Here is a 17,539-nt window from a genome sequence, read left to right as displayed (position 1 = left end):
GCGGCGGCGGTGGCGGTGGCCGCGTTGCTGCAGGCGGAGGCTTTCGCGGCGGCGGTGCAGCCATGGGTGGCGGAGGCTTCCGCGGTGGCGCGATCTCTCGCGGTGGTGGCGGTGGCGGATACGCCTATCGCGGCGGCGGGTATCGCGGCGGATACCGGGGCGGCGGCGGGTTCATCCCGGGAGCCGTAGCTGGTGCCGTGATCGGCGGCGCGCTCGCTTCCCAGTATCCGTATGGCTACGGCGGCTATTACGGCGGCCCGGCCTATTACGATGACCAATATGTCGATGATGGTGCTGTAGCCGTTGCTCCTGCTCCGGGCGGGGACGACGTCTCCTATTGCGTGCAGCGCTTCCGTTCCTATGATCCGGAATCCGGCACCTATCTCGGCAATGACGGTTTGCGGCACCCCTGCCCGTAAACGGATGCGCGGATAACAGAAGGTTCGGGACGGCGCACACGATGCGCCGTCCTTTTCGTTTCCCTGCGACGCTATGACCGCGTCGCCAGCGCGATGCCGGCAAGCGCCACCAGCAGCGCTGCGATTTCCTCGCCCCGACGGCTCGTGCAGCATCGCGACCGACGACAGCACGCCGATCGGTGTGACCATTAGCGCCAGTCCCATACATACATGCATCCAGCCGCCAAGGCTGAGCAGCAGCACCCGGCCCGCACCCTCCGCGGCACGGTCAGTTGCTGAACCCGTCGCGCGCGCAATCAGCGCAGGCAATGCGGCGCCGGCGGCGCCGCACAAGTCACGCGACGGCAATGGCGGCCACTCGGTCAGCAGATCCGTCATGATCGGGAAGTTGAGCCCTCAGCCCAGCGATGTGACGGTGAGGAGTGTAAGACCGAGCGCTGAGATGCGCGCCGGCCCGCCGGTGTGACCGGGATGTGTCACGATCGCGTTGCCAGCACGACGCCGGCCAGCGTGAAGACCAGCGCGGCGATCTGGCCGGGACCAAGCGGCTCGTGCAGCGCTGCGGCCGAAGCGACCACGCCGATCACCGGCACCGCCATGGTGCCGATCGCGGCCACCGACGCTGGCAAGCGCGCCAGCGCTGCGAACCACGCGACATAGGCGACGCAGAACTGCACCACGGTCGAATAAATCACGAGCAGCCAGCCGAGTGGCGTCACGGCGTCCCAATGCGAGGTTTCAAGCAGGAACCCGACCACCGCGACCGGAAAACAACCGAGCCCGATCTGCCATGCCGCAGCCGTGAACGGCGGCAACTGCAGCGGCAGCTTCTTTGCGAGCACCGTGCCGAGCGCAAATCCGACCGAGCCCGCCAGCGCCATGACGATCCCCGGCAGCTTGGCTTCGCTCGCGGCGATGCCGTTGCCGCCCATGATCGCCGCGAGGCCCGCAAACGCCATCGCCAGCGCGATCGCGCGCAGCACGGTCGGCCGTTCGCCGAGCACCGGCCACGCCATGACCGAAGCCCAGACCGGCATGGTGTAGGCGATCAGCGCCGCCTCGCTGGCGGGAAGCCACAGTAGCGCCAGGCCCATCAGCACCATCCAGCCGGTCACGTTGAGGAGCGCCGCCAGCATCAGGCGCGGCCACAGCGCGCGCGGGACCTTCAGGCTTTGTCCGCGCATCGCCGCCAGCGCGGCCAGCAGACTGGCGCCGATCACCCCGGTGACGCCGCGCAGGGTCAACGGCGGCAGTTCGCCGAGCAGGTATTTGGTGACGGGCCAGTTGAAACCCCAGCCGAGCGAGGTGATGGCGAGGAACATCAGGCCGGCGGGCGTGATGAGCGTTCGCGCCCGGGGGGTTTGCATTGTCATGGGGGTAACTGACCGATGGAATCGGCCGCACCATGCCGGTAATCGGCGCACGATGCCACCGGCAGTCAGATCGGCCCGAACGCGCTGAGTCTCGCCCGCGCAACCCCTGCCCGACAATAAATAGTTGTCCTGTGAACAGCGGGCGAAGCTCGAACTCGCTGCGCCGAAAAGATTCTTTTCGCTTCCGAATCCATGAGGACTCACTGATACTTGGCAGCGATCAAGGTGCGGCCAGACCCCTTGGTTTTGCCAGTTTCCACCATATTTAGTATTTGATTTAGGAACCCGTACTAGTGCTTGACGGGCGCAAGCGAGTTGTCTTAGCTTCTGCTCGTTCGGCGCCGGCTAGTTCTTGGTCCCGCCGGACGCCCCCAAAAGGGTTCAGAATGACCATTCCGTGCGCCGCGACAGGCAAACGGCGATGGATTTTCGCGTCCTCAATCGGAGGGGTTTTGGGCGGTAACGACGCTGAGAAACACACGGGGCCGGGGTCCACCGGCCAAGCTTGCGGACGATGAGTTCGCTCAAGGAAAACCACCCGCCGCCCGCGTCCGATGCGGTCCGGTCAGATAAGAACGGGGCACGACCATGCGAATCGAACGGCGCTACACCACCGACGGCCAGTCAGCTTACGCCGGCATTGATTTCAGGCTGACGACATCGGAGATCCGCAACCCCGACGGCTCGGTGGTGTTCCGGCTGGAGAATGTCGAGGTCCCGGAGTTCTGGTCGCAGGTCGCCTCCGACGTGCTGGCGCAGAAGTACTTTCGTAAAGCCGGTGTCGCGGCGCGCCTGAAGAAAGTCGAAGAAGAGACCGTGCCGTCTTGGCTGTGGCGCTCGGTGCCGGACACCGAGGCGTTGGCCGATCTCCCCGAATCGGAGCGCTATGTCAGCGAGCTCTCGGCAAAGCAGGTGTTCGACCGCCTCAGTGGCTGCTGGACCTATTGGGGCTGGAAGGGCGGCTATTTCGACGCCTCCGAAGCCGACGCCCGCGCGTTCTTCGACGAGCTGCGCTACATGCTGGCCAAGCAGATGGTGGCACCGAATTCACCGCAATGGTTCAACACCGGGCTGCACTGGGCCTACGGCGTCGATGGCCCTGGCCAGGGGCACTATTACGTCGATCCGTTCACCCACAAGCTGACCAAATCGAAATCGGCTTACGAACATCCGCAGCCGCACGCCTGCTTCATCCAGGGCATCCAGGACGACCTCGTCAACGAGGGCGGCATCATGGACCTGTGGGTGCGCGAGGCGCGGCTTTTCAAATATGGCTCCGGCACCGGCTCGAACTTTTCCCGGCTGCGCGGCGAAGGCGAGAAGTTGTCCGGCGGCGGACGCTCGTCGGGCCTGATGAGTTTCCTCAAGATCGGCGACCGCGCCGCGGGCGCGATCAAGAGCGGCGGCACCACGCGGCGCGCCGCCAAGATGGTGGTGGTGGACGCCGACCATCCGGACATCGAGACCTATATCGACTGGAAGGTGAAGGAGGAGCAGAAGGTCGCGGCGCTCGTTACCGGCTCCAAGATCAACCACAGGCACCTGAAGGCGATTCTGAAAGCCTGCGTGAACTGCGAGGGCTCCGGCGACGATTGCTTCGACCCGGAGAAGAACCCGGCTCTCCGCCGCGAGATAAAACTGGCGCGCCGCGCGCTGGTCACCGACGGCATGATCAAGCGCGTGATCCAGTTCGCCAGGCAAGGCTACAAGGAGATCGATTTCCCGGTCCTCGACACCGACTGGGACTCGGAAGCCTATCTCACCGTTTCCGGCCAGAACTCCAACAACTCGGTCTCGCTGAAGGACGACTTCCTGCGCGCGGTGGAGACCGGCGGGAAATGGAATCTGATCAACCGCACCAACAGGAAGGTGGCCAAGACGCTGGATGCGCGCGAGCTGTGGGAAAAGATCGGCCACGCCGCCTGGGCAAGCGCCGATCCCGGCCTGCATTTCAACACCACCATGAACGACTGGCACACCTGCAAGGCGTCCGGCGACATCCGCGCCTCCAATCCGTGTTCGGAATACATGTTCCTGGACGACACCGCCTGCAATCTGGCGTCGCTCAATCTGATTACGTTCTACAACAGCACCACCGTCATTCCGGGGCGCGCGTCTTCGCGCGAACCCGGAATCGATAACCACGATTCGGGATTATGGATTCCAGGCCTGCGCCAAGAGGCGCATCCCGGAATGACGAGGGTTTTTGACGTCGACGCCTACGAGCACACCGTGCGGCTCTGGACCATCGTGCTCGAGATCTCGGTGATGATGGCGCAGTTTCCCTCGCGGGCGATCGCGGAGCTTTCCTACGAATTCCGCACGCTGGGGCTTGGCTTTGCCAATATCGGCGGGCTCTTGATGACCATGGGGCTGTCCTATGATTCGAGCGAAGGCCGCGCGCTGTGCGGCGCGCTGACCGCGATCATGACCGGCGTCAGCTACGCCACCTCCGCCGAGATGGCCAGGGAGCTTGGCCCGTTCCCCGGTTACAAGAAGAATGCCGGCCATATGCTGCGCGTGATCCGCAACCACCGCCGCGCCGCGCACGGCGAATCGCGCGGCTATGAGGCCCTGGCCGTCAACCCGGTGCCGCTGGATTATGCCAGCGTGCCGCAGGCCGACATCGTCGAACATGCCAAGGCCGCATGGGACAAGGCGCTCGAACTCGGCGAACTGCACGGCTATCGCAATGCGCAGGTTTCGGTGGTGGCGCCGACCGGCACCATCGGTCTGGTGATGGATTGCGACACCACCGGCATCGAGCCGGATTTTGCCTTGGTGAAATTCAAGAAGCTCGCCGGCGGTGGCTACTGGAAGATCATCAACCGCGCCGTGCCGGAAGCGCTGCGCGCGCTCGGCTACCGCGAGAGCGACATTGCCGAGATCGAGGCCTACGCCGTCGGCCACGGCTCGCTCTCCAATGCGCCGGCGATCAACGTCTCCACGCTCAAGGCCAAGGGTTTTACCGACGAGGCCCTGAAGAAGGTGGAAGCCGCACTCCCCACCGCGTTCGACATCAAGTTCGCCTTCAACAAATGGACCTTTGGCGAGGATTTTCCGCGCGACGTGCTCAGGCTCGATCCGGACGCGATCGCCGCGCCCAATTTCGACCTGCTCGCCGCGGTCGGTTTTTCCAAGCGCGAGATCGAGGCCGCCAATGTGCACATCTGCGGCGCGATGACGGTGGAAGGCGCGCCGCACCTGAAGCCCGAGCATTACAGCGTGTTCGACTGCGCCAATCCCTGCGGCAAGGTCGGCAAGCGCTACCTCTCGGTGGAAAGCCACATCCGCATGATGGCGGCGTCGCAGCCGTTCATCTCGGGGGCGATCTCAAAGACCATCAACATGCCCAACGACGCCACGGTGGAGGACTGCAAGTCCGCCTATCTGCTGTCGTGGAAGCTGGCGCTGAAGGCCAACGCGCTCTACCGCGACGGCTCGAAACTGTCGCAGCCCTTGAACTCGCAACTGATCAGCGACGACGACGAGGAAGACGACGCCATCGAGGCGTTCATGGACAAGCCGATGGCGGCGCGCACCGCGCAGCTTTCGGAGAAGGTGGTGGAGCGCCTGGTCGAGCGCATCGTGGTGATGCGCGAGCGCGAAAAGATGCCGGACCGCCGCAAGGGCTACACCCAGAAAGCCGTGGTCGGCGGCCACAAGGTGTACTTGCGCACCGGCGAATATGACGACGGCCGCATCGGCGAGATCTTCATCGACATGCACAAGGAAGGCGCGGCGCTCAGGTCGTTCATCAACAACTTCGCCATCGCCGTTTCGCTCGGCCTGCAATACGGCGTGCCGCTGGAGGAATATGTCGACGCTTTCACCTTCACCCGTTTCGAGCCCGCCGGCCCCGTGCAGGGCAACGATTCGATCAAATACGCCACCTCGATTCTGGACTACGTGTTCCGCGAACTCGCGGTGAGCTACATGGGCCGCTTCGACCTCGCCCATGTCGATCCAACCGAGAGCAATTTCGACGCGCTCGGCAAGGGCGTGGAGGAAGGCAAGCAGCCGGATCCGTCGCATTCGACCAAGTACGTCTCGAAGGGCCTGACGCGTTCGCGCACAGACAGCCTTCACGTGGTGCGCGAGACCGGTTCACCCTCCTCCCATGGCGGCGCACAAGGCGGCACCGTGATGTCGCTCGCCACCTCCCGCGCCGCCGACGCCCTGGAAGGCGCGGTTGCGCTGAAGCAGGAAGTCCAGCACGACCTGTCGCCGACCGAGAAACTCGAGGCGCTGCAATGGAGCCGCGCCGGCACCGCGGCACAGGCGGCACCGAGCAAGGCGGAGCGGCGCGCGGAGGCGAAGGCCAAGGGCTACGAGGGCGAGATGTGCGGGGAGTGCGGGCACTTCTCGCTGGTGCGGAACGGGACGTGCATGAAGTGCGATACGTGTGGGAGCACGACGGGGTGTTCGTGACATTGGCTGAGCAACAAATTGAAAAAACAATGGCGCCGATTCAATTACAGGAGGTCTTTAAGACGAGCGGTGTACCCACATACACCTTTGTTCCTCCCATTGATTACAATCGGATAATCGTAAATCTCCGAACACCGGGCAGAGCTCTCGTTGTCGAAGGGCCCTCAGGCATCGGTAAAACGACCGCAATCAAAAAGGCGATCGAGGGTTTGGGTCTGCAACAAAAAGTTACCGAGCTGAAGGCTACCCGACCGAGCGATGCAGAAATTATACGAGACCTACCTAACATCGGAGAGTTCGGCATCGTTTTCATCGACGACTTTCATCGTTTAGATGATGCCACAAAAGCGGCTATTGCCGACTACGTAAAAACTCTGGCTGATGCTGAGCAACAAAACGCCAAAGTAATCATAGTTGGCATAAATGAGGCAGGTCGTTCTTTAATAAACTTTGCACCGGATCTCGTAAATCGAATTGATACCGTAAAATTTGAGAATAACCCTGACGAAAAGATACTCGACCTCATTCAAAAAGGCGAAGCCGCGTTAAACGTCGAATTCAATTGTCATGACAATATTATTGAGGATGCCAGTGGAGGATTTTATCTGGCCCAGATGCTTTGTAACGAGCTCTGTCAGAAGGCCGATGTCTTAGAAGCGTGCTCAACAAAAAAGGAATTGGTGGTCAGTTTTGAAGGCGCGAAATCAGCAATCTGGTCGAGACTAGATGAAAAGTTTGGTGATCATGCGAAGCGTTTCGCCCTTGGATCTCGGTATCGACCTGAGGGACGGGCACCCTACCTACATCTCCTTCATGGTCTCGCTAACTCGGACAAGTGGCATCTTGATATCAAGCAATATGCTCGAACTAATCCGGATATGCGACTAAGCGTAATGCAGGTATTTGATAAGGGATTCTTAGCTGACTTATTTTTGACCAATCCTACCCTGTCCTCCGTTCTTCACCTCGACAAGCGAGCAGGAAAAATCATCGTCGAAGATCCTCAATTCCTTTTCTATCTGAGGAATATGCCGTGGCAATCATTCTAAAGTGATTTGGGATTTAAGCAAATTGGTTTTGATTCTCGTTATGACTTTGCCCTATCTTTTGCGGGTGAGGATCGCGACGTTGCGGCTGCGCTTTTTAACGAATTGATGGAACGCGAGATATCGGTCTTCTATGACAAAAACGAACAAGATCGTATAGCCGCTGAAAACATCGAAGAATATCTTGCGCCGATCTATTCATCGGAAGCAAAATTCGTTGTTTGTATATTGGGCGATCATTACCCACGCAAGATTTGGACGCGCGTGGAATCGAAACTTTTTGAAGAGCGTTTTAAATCGGGTCAAGTTATTCCGGTCTTGCTGAATGGAACCGCCGCTGGGGTTTTTAGCCGCTTAGAAGAAATCGGCTATCTAGGATTCGATCGATCCGACTTACCTGCGGCAACAAGCTCGTTGGTGGAAATTCTAATCAAGAAGCTAGATGACGTAGCTTCTAATGGTCGAAGGTAGCCAGCGTAGCCCGGATGAGCGAAGCAACATCCGGGGCCTTTGCTTGACGAGATAACGGTCCCGATCCGTTTCGCTCACCCGGGCTACGAAACTGGCATGGTCGACTTCCAATCGGCGCCATATGTCTTTTCCGCCCACCGGGCCACTGCATCGATGCCGTCAACCGGCAAGCTTGGGTAGTCTTGGAAGATTGCCTGCGGTGAAGTGTCGGCACGGAGGTAGCCGAGGATCGTTTCGGCTAGAATCCGCGTTCCTTTCACAACGGGATCGCCGCTCATCACGGTCGGATCGCTGACAACTTCCGCTTTAACTGCCGGTGCCTTTCGCAGCGCTCCCATGTCAGTAACCTCCGCATAGCGTGGACCCTGCCAAATATAGGCGAAACAGAAGCCTGGCGAAACAGCCTTATCTCACCGCGCCGGCTTCCACGTCCCGTCTCTGATTGCCAGCATCAATTGTGCTATCGCCAGCACGGTGCGGTCCGCTTTCGACGCTGCGAGCGTTTCGGCGGTGTGCCAGTCGATCCGCACCGTGCCGTCTTCATCGATGGCGTAGAGGGTGGCGGCTCCGGGTGACGGCTCGCGTATTCTAACCGTCTTGAGGGGCTTCGGCTGATCCTGGGCGAGTGCGGGTTCGGCTAAGGCCGCGATCAGCATGAAGGCAAGAAGACGATGCATCCGCCGGGTTGCACCGTCATTGCGAGTGAAGCGAAGTAATCCAAAACCGCAAGCACAGACTGGATTGCTTGGTCGTTTCGCTCCTCGCAATGACGCATTCCGGCCTGCTATCATCATGCCCTTACGAAGCATCATGTTCTTGCGTCCCCACCGGCGCGCGCAAGCTGCTTTGCCAGATCGAGAACTTTCTTGCGGTCTGTTTCGCTGCCAAGTTTCAGGAAAACCTTCATCAATTGCAGACCGGCAAGAGCCGAAGCCGTGCTCGGCGCTTCCGCAGGACGCGGCGTTTTGAACAACTCCTCGATATTCGACGACAGCGCGCGGGACAGTCTTTCAAGGACGGCGACGGTCGGATTCTCCAGTCCGCGTTCGAGACGGCTGACATAGGTGCGGTCGATCCCGGCATCCACCGCCAGCATCTCTTGCGAGAGCTCAGATGCGAGCCGAAGCCGCCGGATGTTTCGAGCGACCAAAGCGCCTGCTTTCATCGAGCAAGATCAGCAGCCTGCGGTCGATGAAACCACGCACAATAGGCCCACGGATAATAGTGCCACCTTTACAATCATTGCGGGTGCGTCTGATAGACTCAATAAAACTTCGCGCCCCTGACGCCGCGCGACGTGTAGCTGCTAGCGGAGCGGGGCGCTGCCGGGGCCCGGCTTTTTTAACTGCAGCGGGATGCGGGTTCTACGAAGCACTGCATGCTGCTTCGCGCCCGGGACATGAGTTACTCCACACTCTTGCCGCGAGCCACATCAGCGGTTCGCGTTCGCTGCTGGCAGACGACGGATAGCGGTTGGGATACGTTCACACCATGAAAACCAAAAAACTGACCGACGTTCTTGAACGCATCGAAGCTTGGCCGCCGGAAACGCAGAACCAGCTTGCCGACTTCGCGCTCGAACTTGACGCCGGTTTGAACGACGATATTTATGAGCCGACGCCTGAGGAGTTGGCCGGGATCGAACGCGGGTTGCGTGCCGAGGCGGAAGGTCGCTTTGCCACCGACCAGCAAGTCGAGGCGGTGTTCGCAAACTCCCGCGGATGGGGGATAGTGCCGGTATGACAACAGAGGACATCGAAAAAGCCATCGAACAACTGCCGCCGCGCGAGCTGGCGCGGTTTCGCGCGTGGTTCGAAGCCTTCGACGCCAAAGAGTTTGACGCCGCGATCGAACGTGACGCGAAGGCGGGCAAGCTCGATGCCCTTGCGCAGGAGGCCCTGGCTGCCCACCGCGCCGGCCGTACGCGCGAATTGTGAAGCACCTTCTCACCGTGGCGCCTTCAGTGCTGCCTGCCTGTAGATCGAGCGGACCGTCTTTGGATGCAAGTCTCGTTTCGGATGGGGCACCGTCACCTTGGGTTTTATCCGGTGCTTATAGCGGGGGTGGCTGCCTGTCGCGAAGCGATCACGGCGGAGCATCCGCGCGCCCGGCCCTGGCCTTGATCCGCTCTCGGATCGCCAACCCTGCGAATACGCAGGCGCCGAGCCAGCATGAGACCATCAGGGCATCGAACCCGGTCAGCAGCAGCGTGGCGATGCAGAGTCCGAGCGACAGCGCCTTCCAGCGCGCGCCGCGGCCGAACACCGCCGCGATGAACGGCAGGAAAAGCACGAGCAGCGTCCCGAACACCACGTAGCCGAAGCCGTCCCACCTATCCATGATGTCCCCCGCCGGCGCAGAATCATGCCGCGTCATGGTCATACGCGGATCAAGCCCGCGTGTGACGGGATGTATGAATCGTCAGGGCCGAGCCCGGGCCATGACGGTTCAGCGCGGCGGCGGCGCGCTATTCCAGCCGAATGTATTGGACAGCGTGGTCCCGAGCTGCTCGATCAGGTTGGCGCCGCCGAGCGGCGACGTCCGCGGCGGAGCTGGCGTCGGCGCCGGTGCCGGCACATCCGGAGGTGCTGTGGATAACGGAGGCGGCGGCGACGTCGGCGAGACATTCGGTCCCGGCGGCGGCTCGCCCGGCTGGTTCGGCGGCAGCGCCGGCGGCGGCAGGTCGGCCTTCGGCGCCGACGGCGCCGCGGCCGGACCGCCCCTCACCTCGTCGCCGGTATTGAGAATGATCGGCAGCCCGTTATTGCCGCCGATCACCACGACCTTGGAATTGGGCGAGCGGGCGAGCTCGAGCGTCGCCTCGATGCCGCGCCATTTCAGGTAGGTCTCGGAGATGCCGGACTGCACCGTCCGCTGAAACGCGGCGATGCCCTGCGCCTCGATGGCTTTTCGCTCGCTTTCCTTGACCTCGCGGAGGATGCGGAAGTCGTACTCCAGCGATACCTGACTCTGTTCGAGCTTGCGCTCGATGGCAAGGCGCAATGAAGCCGGCAGGATGACGCTTCTGATCAGGATGTCGGTGATGCCGACATATTGAAGTTCGGGCTGACGGACCGGACAGGCTGGCGCGGCCGCCAATCCCGGCGCCGTGAAAAGCCGGGTCAGGAACGGATTACTGGCGCGGTCGGTCGGAGGTCCAGGGGCGACGCCCGTCGGCGACGTTCCGCCAAGCTCGCATCCGGTGGCGGTGCTCAGCATGCCCTGCTGTATCAACAGCCTCTGGGAGGATGCGAGCGCCTGCCAATCGTAGCGCGCAATCACCTCCCGGGCGACCGATCCGACCTCCGGGATCAGCAGCACCTCCAGGTAATTCGGGCCGATGTCGCGGTGCAGCCCGCCGATATGCGATTTCAGCAGCCGCCAGCGGAAGGTGACCTCGACCTGCAGCGACAACCCGTCCCTGCTGACGACGTCATAGGTCTCGCTGTGCTGCTTCAGGCGCGCATCGTAGATGTAGATGCGGTCCCAGGGAAAGATCGGGTGCAGTCCCTCATCAAGCCCCTCCCCGACCACCGTTCCGCCGAAAAAGCGCAGCCAGAGCACGCCGAGATGGCCGGACGGAACGGTGATGAGCACGTAGGGCGCGAGCATGACCAGCGCGAACAGCCCGACCAGAACCACCAGCAGGATAGTGCGGCGGCGTTCCCAATACCAGCGCTTGAAGCGCCGCCACCAGCGGTGGAAAGCCGCTTTCGGTTGCTCAGGTTCGGCGCGCGCAGTATCCGTCATCGAACTTCAAGCCGCAGCGCCGGGGAACTGCACGATGCGGCGGCGTCTCAAGAGCGGGCTGCTGATCAGCACGAACGACGACGGCGCGGCGGATAAAAATCGTCCGGGTAATCGTCGTAATAGTCATAGCGGCTGCGATTGAGGGCCCGGGGCGACGCCAGGATCAGAATCAGCAAGGCAAGAATCGGGGATACCCCGACCGCCAGGACGAAGTAGATCACGAACCCGCCGCGCTGCCCGATCGCTAACAAACCAACAAGCAGCGCGGAGATCAGATAAAGCGCCGTAAACATCCGTGTCCCATTCACCGTCACGAACAACGGGGAGCGCGTCCCCGTTGCCAAACCTTTCGAAGGTTTCAGGCCTTCCCGGTACGCGGCGGGGTGGTCGCGGCGGGCGGAGCGTTGACCGTCTCTTCCCTGTCTTCCCGACCCCTGCCTCCGCGCTTGGCGGCCTCAAACTGCTTGTAATAATAATGCCGCATCTTCTCGGGATCGAAATCGAGCAACGTGCCGCCGCTCTCGAAATGTTCGATGAAGACGCGCCCGACGGCCTTGGTGGATGCCCAGGCAAAAACCGGGGTGGTCACCAGCCCCAGAACCTGCCCGATCACCGGGATTCCCTTGAGCATGGAACTGATTCCGGTCCCGGCGGCGACCGGAATCGAGCTGCCGATCAGCGAAGCGATGATGGCGCGCATGCGCTCGTGCGAGAACCTGTAGTGATAGCGCTCGGGGTAGCAGCGCCGGTAATGCTTGTTCAGCTCCGACACCATTCGCACCTGCGTCGCCGTGATCGCAGCGACATCGATCAGAGGAAATGGCACGAGGCCAAAGCCGCCTGCCCACAACGCGTAGTCCTTTACAATTTCGTCGGCCGATTCGCGTTCGTGGCGGTGGGCGGGCCACCAGTCGTCATCGCGGTCATGACGCCATGGTTCGTCGCGATTATGTCTGTCGTGCCGTTCGTGCCGTGAGTAATCCTCATGCGCGTGCTCGGCCATGGTCTTCTCCTCGGTCGTGCATTCTCGACGGAAATTCTAGCGCATCACGACTTCGCTGCGAATGCGATCAGCGGCGCGTCCCTACAATAAGACAATTGTGGCATAGGCATCCCGCAGTTGTCTATAGTGTCCTGGTACACTTAAGAGAACACCGTAAAAAAAAGAAAATCTCGAAAATGCCGCCTCATCGTGACGACATCCTGGATATCTATCCGCTCACCCCGTTCCAGGAAGGCCTGCTCTATCACGACATGCTCGGCCACGACGCCGGTGCGGCGCAGCGGCCGTATTTCCAGCAACTGATCTTCCGCATGCGCGGCCCTCTCGACTGCCCGGCGTTCGAACGCAGTTGGGCCTGGCTGATCGCCCGTCACGATATCCTGCGCACCGTGTTTCGCACCGGCGGCGCCGACCGGCCGTTGCAGATCGTTGTGAAACACCGGCCGTTCCGGCTGGACGGAGAGGACCTTTCGGCCCTGACCGGACCGGAACAGGCTGCCGCGATCGAAAGCTGCATCCAGAGCGAGCGCGCTCGGCCGTTCGATTTGCAGCGGGATCTGCTGATGCGGGTTGCATGCCTGACGCTTGGCGCAACCGAGCATCTGGTGGTCTGGAGCTTCCATCACATCCTCGTTGATGGTTGGTGCATCGGCATTCTGCAGCGCGAGCTTGCGGCAGCCTACGCGGACTTTTCCAGCCGCCGTCAACCCGACCTGCCGCCGGCGCCGCAGTTCGGAACGCATGTCGTCCTGGCGGAAAAGCGCCGCGGCGAGCACATCCTGGCCTATTGGGCGGATTATCTCGCCGGATATGAGCCGGGGCCGCTGCTGCCCGGTCATCGCGTACAAACTCCCGGATGCGATGCCTCGCAACATCGACTCCCGATCGCGCTCGGAAATGAACTGAGCGAACGGCTCACGGCGCTGGCGCAACGCGAAGGCGTGACACTGAATATCCTGGTTCAGGCGCTATGGGGCGTCCTGGTCGCGAAACTCAACGGCCGTCGCGACGTCGTATTCGGAGCGGTGGTTTCCACCAGGTTGCCCGACCTGCCCGGCAGCGACTCGATGATCGGACCGTGCATCGTCATGCTGCCGTTGCGGGTACGGTACCAACCCGGCGACGAGATGCGCGGCTTGCTGCGACGTCTGCGCGCACAAACCGGCGAATGGCTGAGCAACACGCACTGCGCGCTGGCCGATGTCCAGGCGCGCTGCCGCACTGGAACGGCGCTGTTCGATCACTTTGCGGTTTTCGAGAATTATCCTCTCGACGCCCAGTTCCGCGGCGACGTGCAACAATTCGCCCCCGGCCTTACGATCGAGGACGTCCGCAGCTTCATCACGACCAACTATGATTTCTATCTCTCCGCCCAGTCCGGCGCGCGCTTGCAGCTCGAACTGTGCTTCAACGCCGAGAATATCGATCCTTCCGTCGCCTCGCTTCTGGCGGCCCGGTTCTGTCACCTTGCCACAAAGGTGGCGGACGATGTTGGCTGCGTCGTTGACGCGGTGCCGATCCTGTTTGCTGACGAGGCCGAACAGATCCTGCAGCGATGGAGCCACGGCGCGGCGCCGGCCCCTCTCGCGCCCAGCGTGGCGGCCGCCCGTGCGCGCCTGTTGACCGAGGGCGGCACCCGCCCTGCGCTGCGCGTCGGCGATCGCGTCATCACGCACAGCGAGCTCCAGGAGGCCGCGGAGGCCGCGGCGCGCGGCTTGCACGACCGCTTTGCGATTCGGCCCGGCAACCCGGTCGCCGTGTGGGCCGTGCCGAACGAGGACACCGTGGTCGCGATGCTCGCATGCCTGCTGCTCGGCGCACCGTTTGTGCCGCTGGACGCGGCCGCGCCGGCCGCGCGCAACATTGACGTTCTGGCGGACTGCGGCGCGCGCCTGATGATCGCGACCGGGCAAGGAAAAATGCCGGAACTAGGCGTGACCACGGTGACCGTTGCGGAGCTGGCGACGCAGCCTGGGGGCGCGCTGCAGCAGGCGCCTGAAGTATCGGCCGCCTATATCATCTATACGTCCGGCACCACCGGCACGCCGAAGGGCGTGCAGGTGGGGCAAGCGGCATTGCTCAATTATGCCGGGTGGCTGGCGCGCGACCTCGGCATCACCGCGGCCGACCGCACCGCGCTTGTCACCTCTGCCGCTTACGATCTGGGCTACACCGGCTTGTTCGGTTCCTTGCTGCTGGGCGGCTGCCTCAGCCTGATCGGCGAAGACGAACGTCGCGATCCCCAGCACGTGATCGAAATTTTCCGCAGCCATCGGTTGAGCTGGCTCAAGGCCACGCCCTCGTTTCTGAGCATGCTGCTGACCGAAGCCGCGGAGCTGTCCGCGGCGCAAGACCTGCGCCTGGTGCTGCTCGGCGGCGAACCGCAGCGGTTCGCGGATTTGCGCCGATTGAAGGAGACCCTGCCCGGCGTGACGATCTTCAACCATTACGGCCCGACCGAGGCCACCATCGGCTGCATTGCCGGGCGTATCGACGACGATTTGTTGGCGGACCGCGATCCGCCGCAGCGCCTCGGCCGGCCGATCGCGGGAGCCCAGGTGATCCTGTGCGATCAAGCCATGATGCCGGTCCCGCCGGGCACGCCTGGTGAATTGATCGTAGCAGGCGCCGGCCTCGCCGACCGCTATGTCGGTGCCGGCGGCCGTGACGCCGAGCGCTTTGTGAACCCGGCGTGCCTCGGCGGGGTCCGCGCTTATCGGACCGGCGACTGGGGCGAGTGGCTTGCCGACGGTTCGATCGCCTTCCACGGCCGGCGCGACGATCAGATCAAGGTACGCGGCCACCGGGTTACGCTGGGAGGCATCGAGAGGGTGCTGGCCGGTATTGCCGGCATTCGCGAATGTGCCGTGGTGGCGGAGACATCGGCGGCGGGTGAGACGGAACTGATCGCCTTCGTCGTGCCGAAACCCGGCTCAACCCTCTCGGCTGCGGATTTGCGAACCGCGCTTTCGGCCAATCTCCCCGAACCCATGGTCCCGAGCCGCTTCGTGCTGCTGTCGCGGCTGCCGCTCACCACCAACGGCAAGGTGGATCGGGCTGCGCTGCGGGCCGACGGCGTTCGCCTCGCTTCGGTTGCGGCACCGATGGAGCAGACAGGCAACGATCTGGAAGAAGCGTTGCGCCGTATCTGGGCCGACGTTCTTTTCGTCGAGCAGATCGGGCTCGATGACGATTTTTTCGATCTCGGTGGTCACAGCATCAAGGCGGTGCTGCTGGTTTCCCGGGTGCGCAAGCAGCTCAAGCGGCCCCTCGTCATCCGCGAACTGTTCGAGCATCCGACGGTGCGGCTGCTTGCACGCCACATGGCCGGCGCGCGCGGCGCCAGCGACGGTCTGCTGACCCTCCGTTCCGCGCCAACGGGGGCGCCCGCCGCGCTTTTTCTCCCGCCGGTGTTGGGATCATCGACGGTCTACAGGGAATTGATCGGTTATTTCGGCGCCGACCTTGCCTGCTACGGTGCACAATGCCCGGGCTTCGATCGCGAAGAAAACATCATGGATTCGCTATCTGCGCTCGCAGACCTGTTCGCCGGCAAGGCAGCGACGCTTGGCCATACGAGCCCGCTGCGGCTTGTCGGGTGGTCGATGGGCGCGCACCTCGCGCTCGAAACCGCGCTCCGCCTGGAGCGCGCCGGACGTTCGCTTCGGCTCGTTCTCATCGACAGTCCCCCTCGCTTGCCGGAGAGCAAGCCGTGTATCGACGACGAACCGCCGTTCGCGAACTTTGAAGAGCTTGCCCGGCAGCCCTATTGGGCCGGTGTCTTTGCTAAACTGTTTGCCTCGCTGTCTGCGGAGGAACGCAACCGTCTCGAGCGGCTCGGCGTACAAAACCGGCAGATGCTGCAGGATTACGTATTTACCGGGAATGTCGCTGCCGATCTGTTCTGCATCGAGGCGCTGGATAATGCTGCTCCCGCAGGCATGGGAAGCTTTGGCACGGTGACATCAGGCCGTTGCGTTGTGCAGCGCGTCGCCGGCGATCATTATTCCATGTTTCAGCCGCCCAATCTTGAAGGATTGGCGCAACGGGTCGAGAGCGCCTTGATGGCGACGTGATGCAACCGAACTCGCCGCGCGGCATCGATCGCAACCCGTGGGTCGCCGCGGGCGGCATTTCGCCGAACGCCCGGCTGCGCCTGTTCTGTCTGCCGCCGGCCGGCGGGGGTGCTGCTCTCTACCGCGGCTGGATGCAACGGCTCGCGCCGGAGGTCGACGTCATACCGGTAACGTTGCCCGGGCGGGAAATGCGCTTCGCAGAACCGCCGATCACCCGCCTTGATGTCCTCACCGACAGGGCGGCAACGGGCCTGCGGCCGCTGCTTGACCGGCCTTATGCCCTGTTCGGCTATTCGATGGGCGCGCTGCTGGCGCACCGGCTGGCACATCGGCTGGCGGCGGAACGCCTCGGCGAGCCCATACATCTCTTTGCGGCCGCCCACCGGGGACCTGGAATCCAGCGCGGCGGGCCGGAGCTCCACGAGCTGCCGCACGATGAATTCTGGCAACGGCTTGCTACTTACGACGGCATGCCGCGCGAGGTGATCGAGAACCAGGAACTGCGAGGCGTTTTGGAGCCGTTGCTGCGAGCTGATTTCTCCGTCGTGGAAACCGCGGAGCCGGCGCCGGAAGCCGTGCTGTCCTGCCCGATCACTGCGATCGGCGGCGATGCCGATCGCAGCGTCACGGTTGAGGAAATCGATGCTTGGCGGATTGCGACGGTCGGGAACTTTGAACGGCTGACATTGCCCGGCCATCATTTCTTCATCGCGCATTCGCAAGAACTGTTGCTGCGCATCGTGGCAGAACGCCTGCGAAACGGGCCCGCCCAGGCCGCAATACTGTCGTCGCTCCGAAGCCGCGACTCTTTAAAGTAAACTCCGCGAGAACTGCAGCCCGGTCCGATTGACTTCCAATTCAATGGTGACATTCTGCCGCGCAACTTTTACGATATGTGACGCACTTCATGCGGGTGTTATTGTCGAACGTGCGGGTATGTTGTTGAGTCGGGCGCTCAAGCGCTCCGAAG

General features: G+C 62.4%; 17 protein-coding genes. 8 read left to right on the top strand and 9 right to left on the bottom strand.

The genetic code is table 11. The annotated features are described in order from the left end of the window. Positions 1–419, top strand: a 419-nt coding sequence (locus ACFE72_RS15075) for a BA14K family protein (protein ID WP_375413913.1), incomplete at its 5' end; no start/stop codon positions are given. Positions 420–895: 476 nt separating this feature from the next. Here ACFE72_RS15075 and ACFE72_RS15070 read toward each other — a convergent pair. Next, on the bottom strand, positions 896–1,792 hold the full coding sequence (locus ACFE72_RS15070; protein WP_375413912.1) for a DMT family transporter: 897 nt from the start codon (positions 1,790–1,792) through the stop codon (positions 896–898). Positions 1,793–2,380: 588 nt separating this feature from the next. Here ACFE72_RS15070 and ACFE72_RS15065 point away from each other — a divergent pair. The 3 genes from ACFE72_RS15065 to ACFE72_RS15055 are packed head-to-tail and all read left to right on the top strand — an operon-like array spanning position 2,381 to position 7,740. Further along, complete coding sequence (locus tag ACFE72_RS15065; protein ID WP_375413911.1) at positions 2,381–6,223, top strand: adenosylcobalamin-dependent ribonucleoside-diphosphate reductase; 3,843 nt, start codon at positions 2,381–2,383, stop codon at positions 6,221–6,223. After that, positions 6,214–7,272, top strand: a complete 1,059-nt coding sequence (locus ACFE72_RS15060; RefSeq protein ID WP_375413910.1) for an ATP-binding protein — start codon at positions 6,214–6,216, stop codon at positions 7,270–7,272. The genes ACFE72_RS15065 and ACFE72_RS15060 overlap by 10 nt, the downstream gene beginning before the upstream one ends. Positions 7,273–7,278: 6 nt before the next feature. After that, on the top strand, positions 7,279–7,740 hold the full coding sequence (locus ACFE72_RS15055; protein WP_375413909.1) for a TIR domain-containing protein: 462 nt from the start codon (positions 7,279–7,281) through the stop codon (positions 7,738–7,740). Between the two features lie 83 nt (positions 7,741–7,823). On the opposite strand, the gene ACFE72_RS15050 is transcribed toward ACFE72_RS15055, so the two are convergent. The 3 genes from ACFE72_RS15050 to ACFE72_RS15040 form a co-directional block, all read right to left on the bottom strand. Next, complete coding sequence (locus tag ACFE72_RS15050; RefSeq protein WP_375413908.1) at positions 7,824–8,078, bottom strand: DUF433 domain-containing protein; 255 nt, start codon at positions 8,076–8,078, stop codon at positions 7,824–7,826. A 72-nt stretch (positions 8,079–8,150) separates the two neighbouring features. Next, complete coding sequence (locus tag ACFE72_RS15045; protein WP_375413907.1) at positions 8,151–8,417, bottom strand: hypothetical protein; 267 nt, start codon at positions 8,415–8,417, stop codon at positions 8,151–8,153. 131 nt (positions 8,418–8,548) lie between these two features. After that, complete coding sequence (locus ACFE72_RS15040) at positions 8,549–8,905, bottom strand: helix-turn-helix domain-containing protein (RefSeq protein ID WP_375413906.1); 357 nt, start codon at positions 8,903–8,905, stop codon at positions 8,549–8,551. 326 nt (positions 8,906–9,231) lie between these two features. On the opposite strand from ACFE72_RS15040, the gene ACFE72_RS15035 reads away from it, so the two are divergent. Next, positions 9,232–9,483 carry a hypothetical protein gene (locus ACFE72_RS15035; protein WP_375413905.1) on the top strand — a complete coding sequence of 84 codons (252 nt, stop codon included), beginning with the start codon at positions 9,232–9,234 and terminating at the stop codon, positions 9,481–9,483. Then, complete coding sequence (locus ACFE72_RS15030) at positions 9,480–9,677, top strand: hypothetical protein (RefSeq protein ID WP_375413904.1); 198 nt, start codon at positions 9,480–9,482, stop codon at positions 9,675–9,677. Before ACFE72_RS15035 ends, ACFE72_RS15030 begins: the two co-directional genes overlap by 4 nt. 9 nt (positions 9,678–9,686) lie before the next feature. Here ACFE72_RS15030 and ACFE72_RS15025 read toward each other — a convergent pair whose 3' ends face one another. The 5 genes from ACFE72_RS15025 to ACFE72_RS15005 all read right to left on the bottom strand — a co-directional run bounded on the left by ACFE72_RS15025 (position 9,687) and on the right by ACFE72_RS15005 (position 12,493). Further along, positions 9,687–9,839 carry a type II toxin-antitoxin system HicA family toxin gene (locus tag ACFE72_RS15025; RefSeq protein WP_375413903.1) on the bottom strand — a complete coding sequence of 51 codons (153 nt, stop codon included), beginning with the start codon at positions 9,837–9,839 and terminating at the stop codon, positions 9,687–9,689. After that, positions 9,826–10,080: a hypothetical protein gene (locus ACFE72_RS15020; protein WP_375413902.1), complete on the bottom strand. Its 255-nt coding sequence runs from the start codon at positions 10,078–10,080 to the stop codon at positions 9,826–9,828. Before ACFE72_RS15020 ends, ACFE72_RS15025 begins: the two co-directional genes overlap by 14 nt. A gap of 108 nt (positions 10,081–10,188) precedes the next feature. Then, on the bottom strand, positions 10,189–11,490 hold the full coding sequence (locus tag ACFE72_RS15015) for a prohibitin family protein (RefSeq protein WP_375413901.1): 1,302 nt from the start codon (positions 11,488–11,490) through the stop codon (positions 10,189–10,191). Between the two features lie 65 nt (positions 11,491–11,555). Beyond that, a complete protein-coding gene (locus ACFE72_RS15010) occupies positions 11,556–11,783 on the bottom strand; it encodes a hypothetical protein (RefSeq protein WP_375413900.1) in 228 nt (75 codons plus the stop codon). Between the two features lie 65 nt (positions 11,784–11,848). Next, on the bottom strand, positions 11,849–12,493 hold the full coding sequence (locus ACFE72_RS15005) for a YcjF family protein (RefSeq protein WP_375413899.1): 645 nt from the start codon (positions 12,491–12,493) through the stop codon (positions 11,849–11,851). Positions 12,494–12,669: 176 nt separating this feature from the next. Here ACFE72_RS15005 and ACFE72_RS15000 point away from each other — a divergent pair, with 176 nt between their 5' ends. Both ACFE72_RS15000 and ACFE72_RS14995 read left to right on the top strand, forming a co-directional pair. Further along, positions 12,670–16,569 (top strand): amino acid adenylation domain-containing protein, encoded by a 3,900-nt coding sequence (locus ACFE72_RS15000; RefSeq protein ID WP_375413898.1) that lies wholly within the window; start codon positions 12,670–12,672, stop codon positions 16,567–16,569. Continuing rightward, positions 16,569–17,387, top strand: coding sequence for a thioesterase II family protein (locus tag ACFE72_RS14995; RefSeq protein ID WP_375413915.1), 819 nt, complete (start codon positions 16,569–16,571; stop codon positions 17,385–17,387). The genes ACFE72_RS15000 and ACFE72_RS14995 overlap by 1 nt, the downstream gene beginning before the upstream one ends. The last annotated feature ends 152 nt before the right edge of the window (positions 17,388–17,539 follow it).

This window comes from uncultured Bradyrhizobium sp. (assembly GCF_964252615.1).
Taxonomy (GTDB): domain Bacteria; phylum Pseudomonadota; class Alphaproteobacteria; order Rhizobiales; family Xanthobacteraceae; genus Bradyrhizobium.
The sequence above is the reverse complement of the archived record's forward strand: the minus strand, read 5'-3'. Positions and strand labels throughout refer to the sequence as shown.

Bases quoted from the DNA above. Each gene is read 5' to 3' on its own strand.
- ACFE72_RS15005 (WP_375413899.1), bottom strand. From the start codon at position 12,493: ATGGCCGAGCACGCGCATGAGGATTACTCACGGCACGAACGGCACGAC.
- ACFE72_RS15030 (WP_375413904.1), top strand. From the start codon at position 9,480: ATGACAACAGAGGACATCGAAAAAGCCATCGAACAACTGCCGCCGCGC.
- ACFE72_RS15020 (WP_375413902.1), bottom strand. From the start codon at position 10,080: ATGGATAGGTGGGACGGCTTCGGCTACGTGGTGTTCGGGACGCTGCTC.
- ACFE72_RS15045 (WP_375413907.1), bottom strand. From the start codon at position 8,417: ATGCATCGTCTTCTTGCCTTCATGCTGATCGCGGCCTTAGCCGAACCC.
- ACFE72_RS15040 (WP_375413906.1), bottom strand. From the start codon at position 8,905: ATGAAAGCAGGCGCTTTGGTCGCTCGAAACATCCGGCGGCTTCGGCTC.
- ACFE72_RS15065 (WP_375413911.1), top strand. From the start codon at position 2,381: ATGCGAATCGAACGGCGCTACACCACCGACGGCCAGTCAGCTTACGCC.
- ACFE72_RS14995 (WP_375413915.1), top strand. From the start codon at position 16,569: ATGCAACCGAACTCGCCGCGCGGCATCGATCGCAACCCGTGGGTCGCC.
- ACFE72_RS15000 (WP_375413898.1), top strand. From the start codon at position 12,670: ATGCCGCCTCATCGTGACGACATCCTGGATATCTATCCGCTCACCCCG.
- ACFE72_RS15035 (WP_375413905.1), top strand. From the start codon at position 9,232: ATGAAAACCAAAAAACTGACCGACGTTCTTGAACGCATCGAAGCTTGG.
- ACFE72_RS15070 (WP_375413912.1), bottom strand. From the start codon at position 1,792: ATGACAATGCAAACCCCCCGGGCGCGAACGCTCATCACGCCCGCCGGC.
- ACFE72_RS15010 (WP_375413900.1), bottom strand. From the start codon at position 11,783: ATGTTTACGGCGCTTTATCTGATCTCCGCGCTGCTTGTTGGTTTGTTA.
- ACFE72_RS15050 (WP_375413908.1), bottom strand. From the start codon at position 8,078: ATGGGAGCGCTGCGAAAGGCACCGGCAGTTAAAGCGGAAGTTGTCAGC.
- ACFE72_RS15015 (WP_375413901.1), bottom strand. From the start codon at position 11,490: ATGACGGATACTGCGCGCGCCGAACCTGAGCAACCGAAAGCGGCTTTC.
- ACFE72_RS15025 (WP_375413903.1), bottom strand. From the start codon at position 9,839: ATGCTCCGCCGTGATCGCTTCGCGACAGGCAGCCACCCCCGCTATAAG.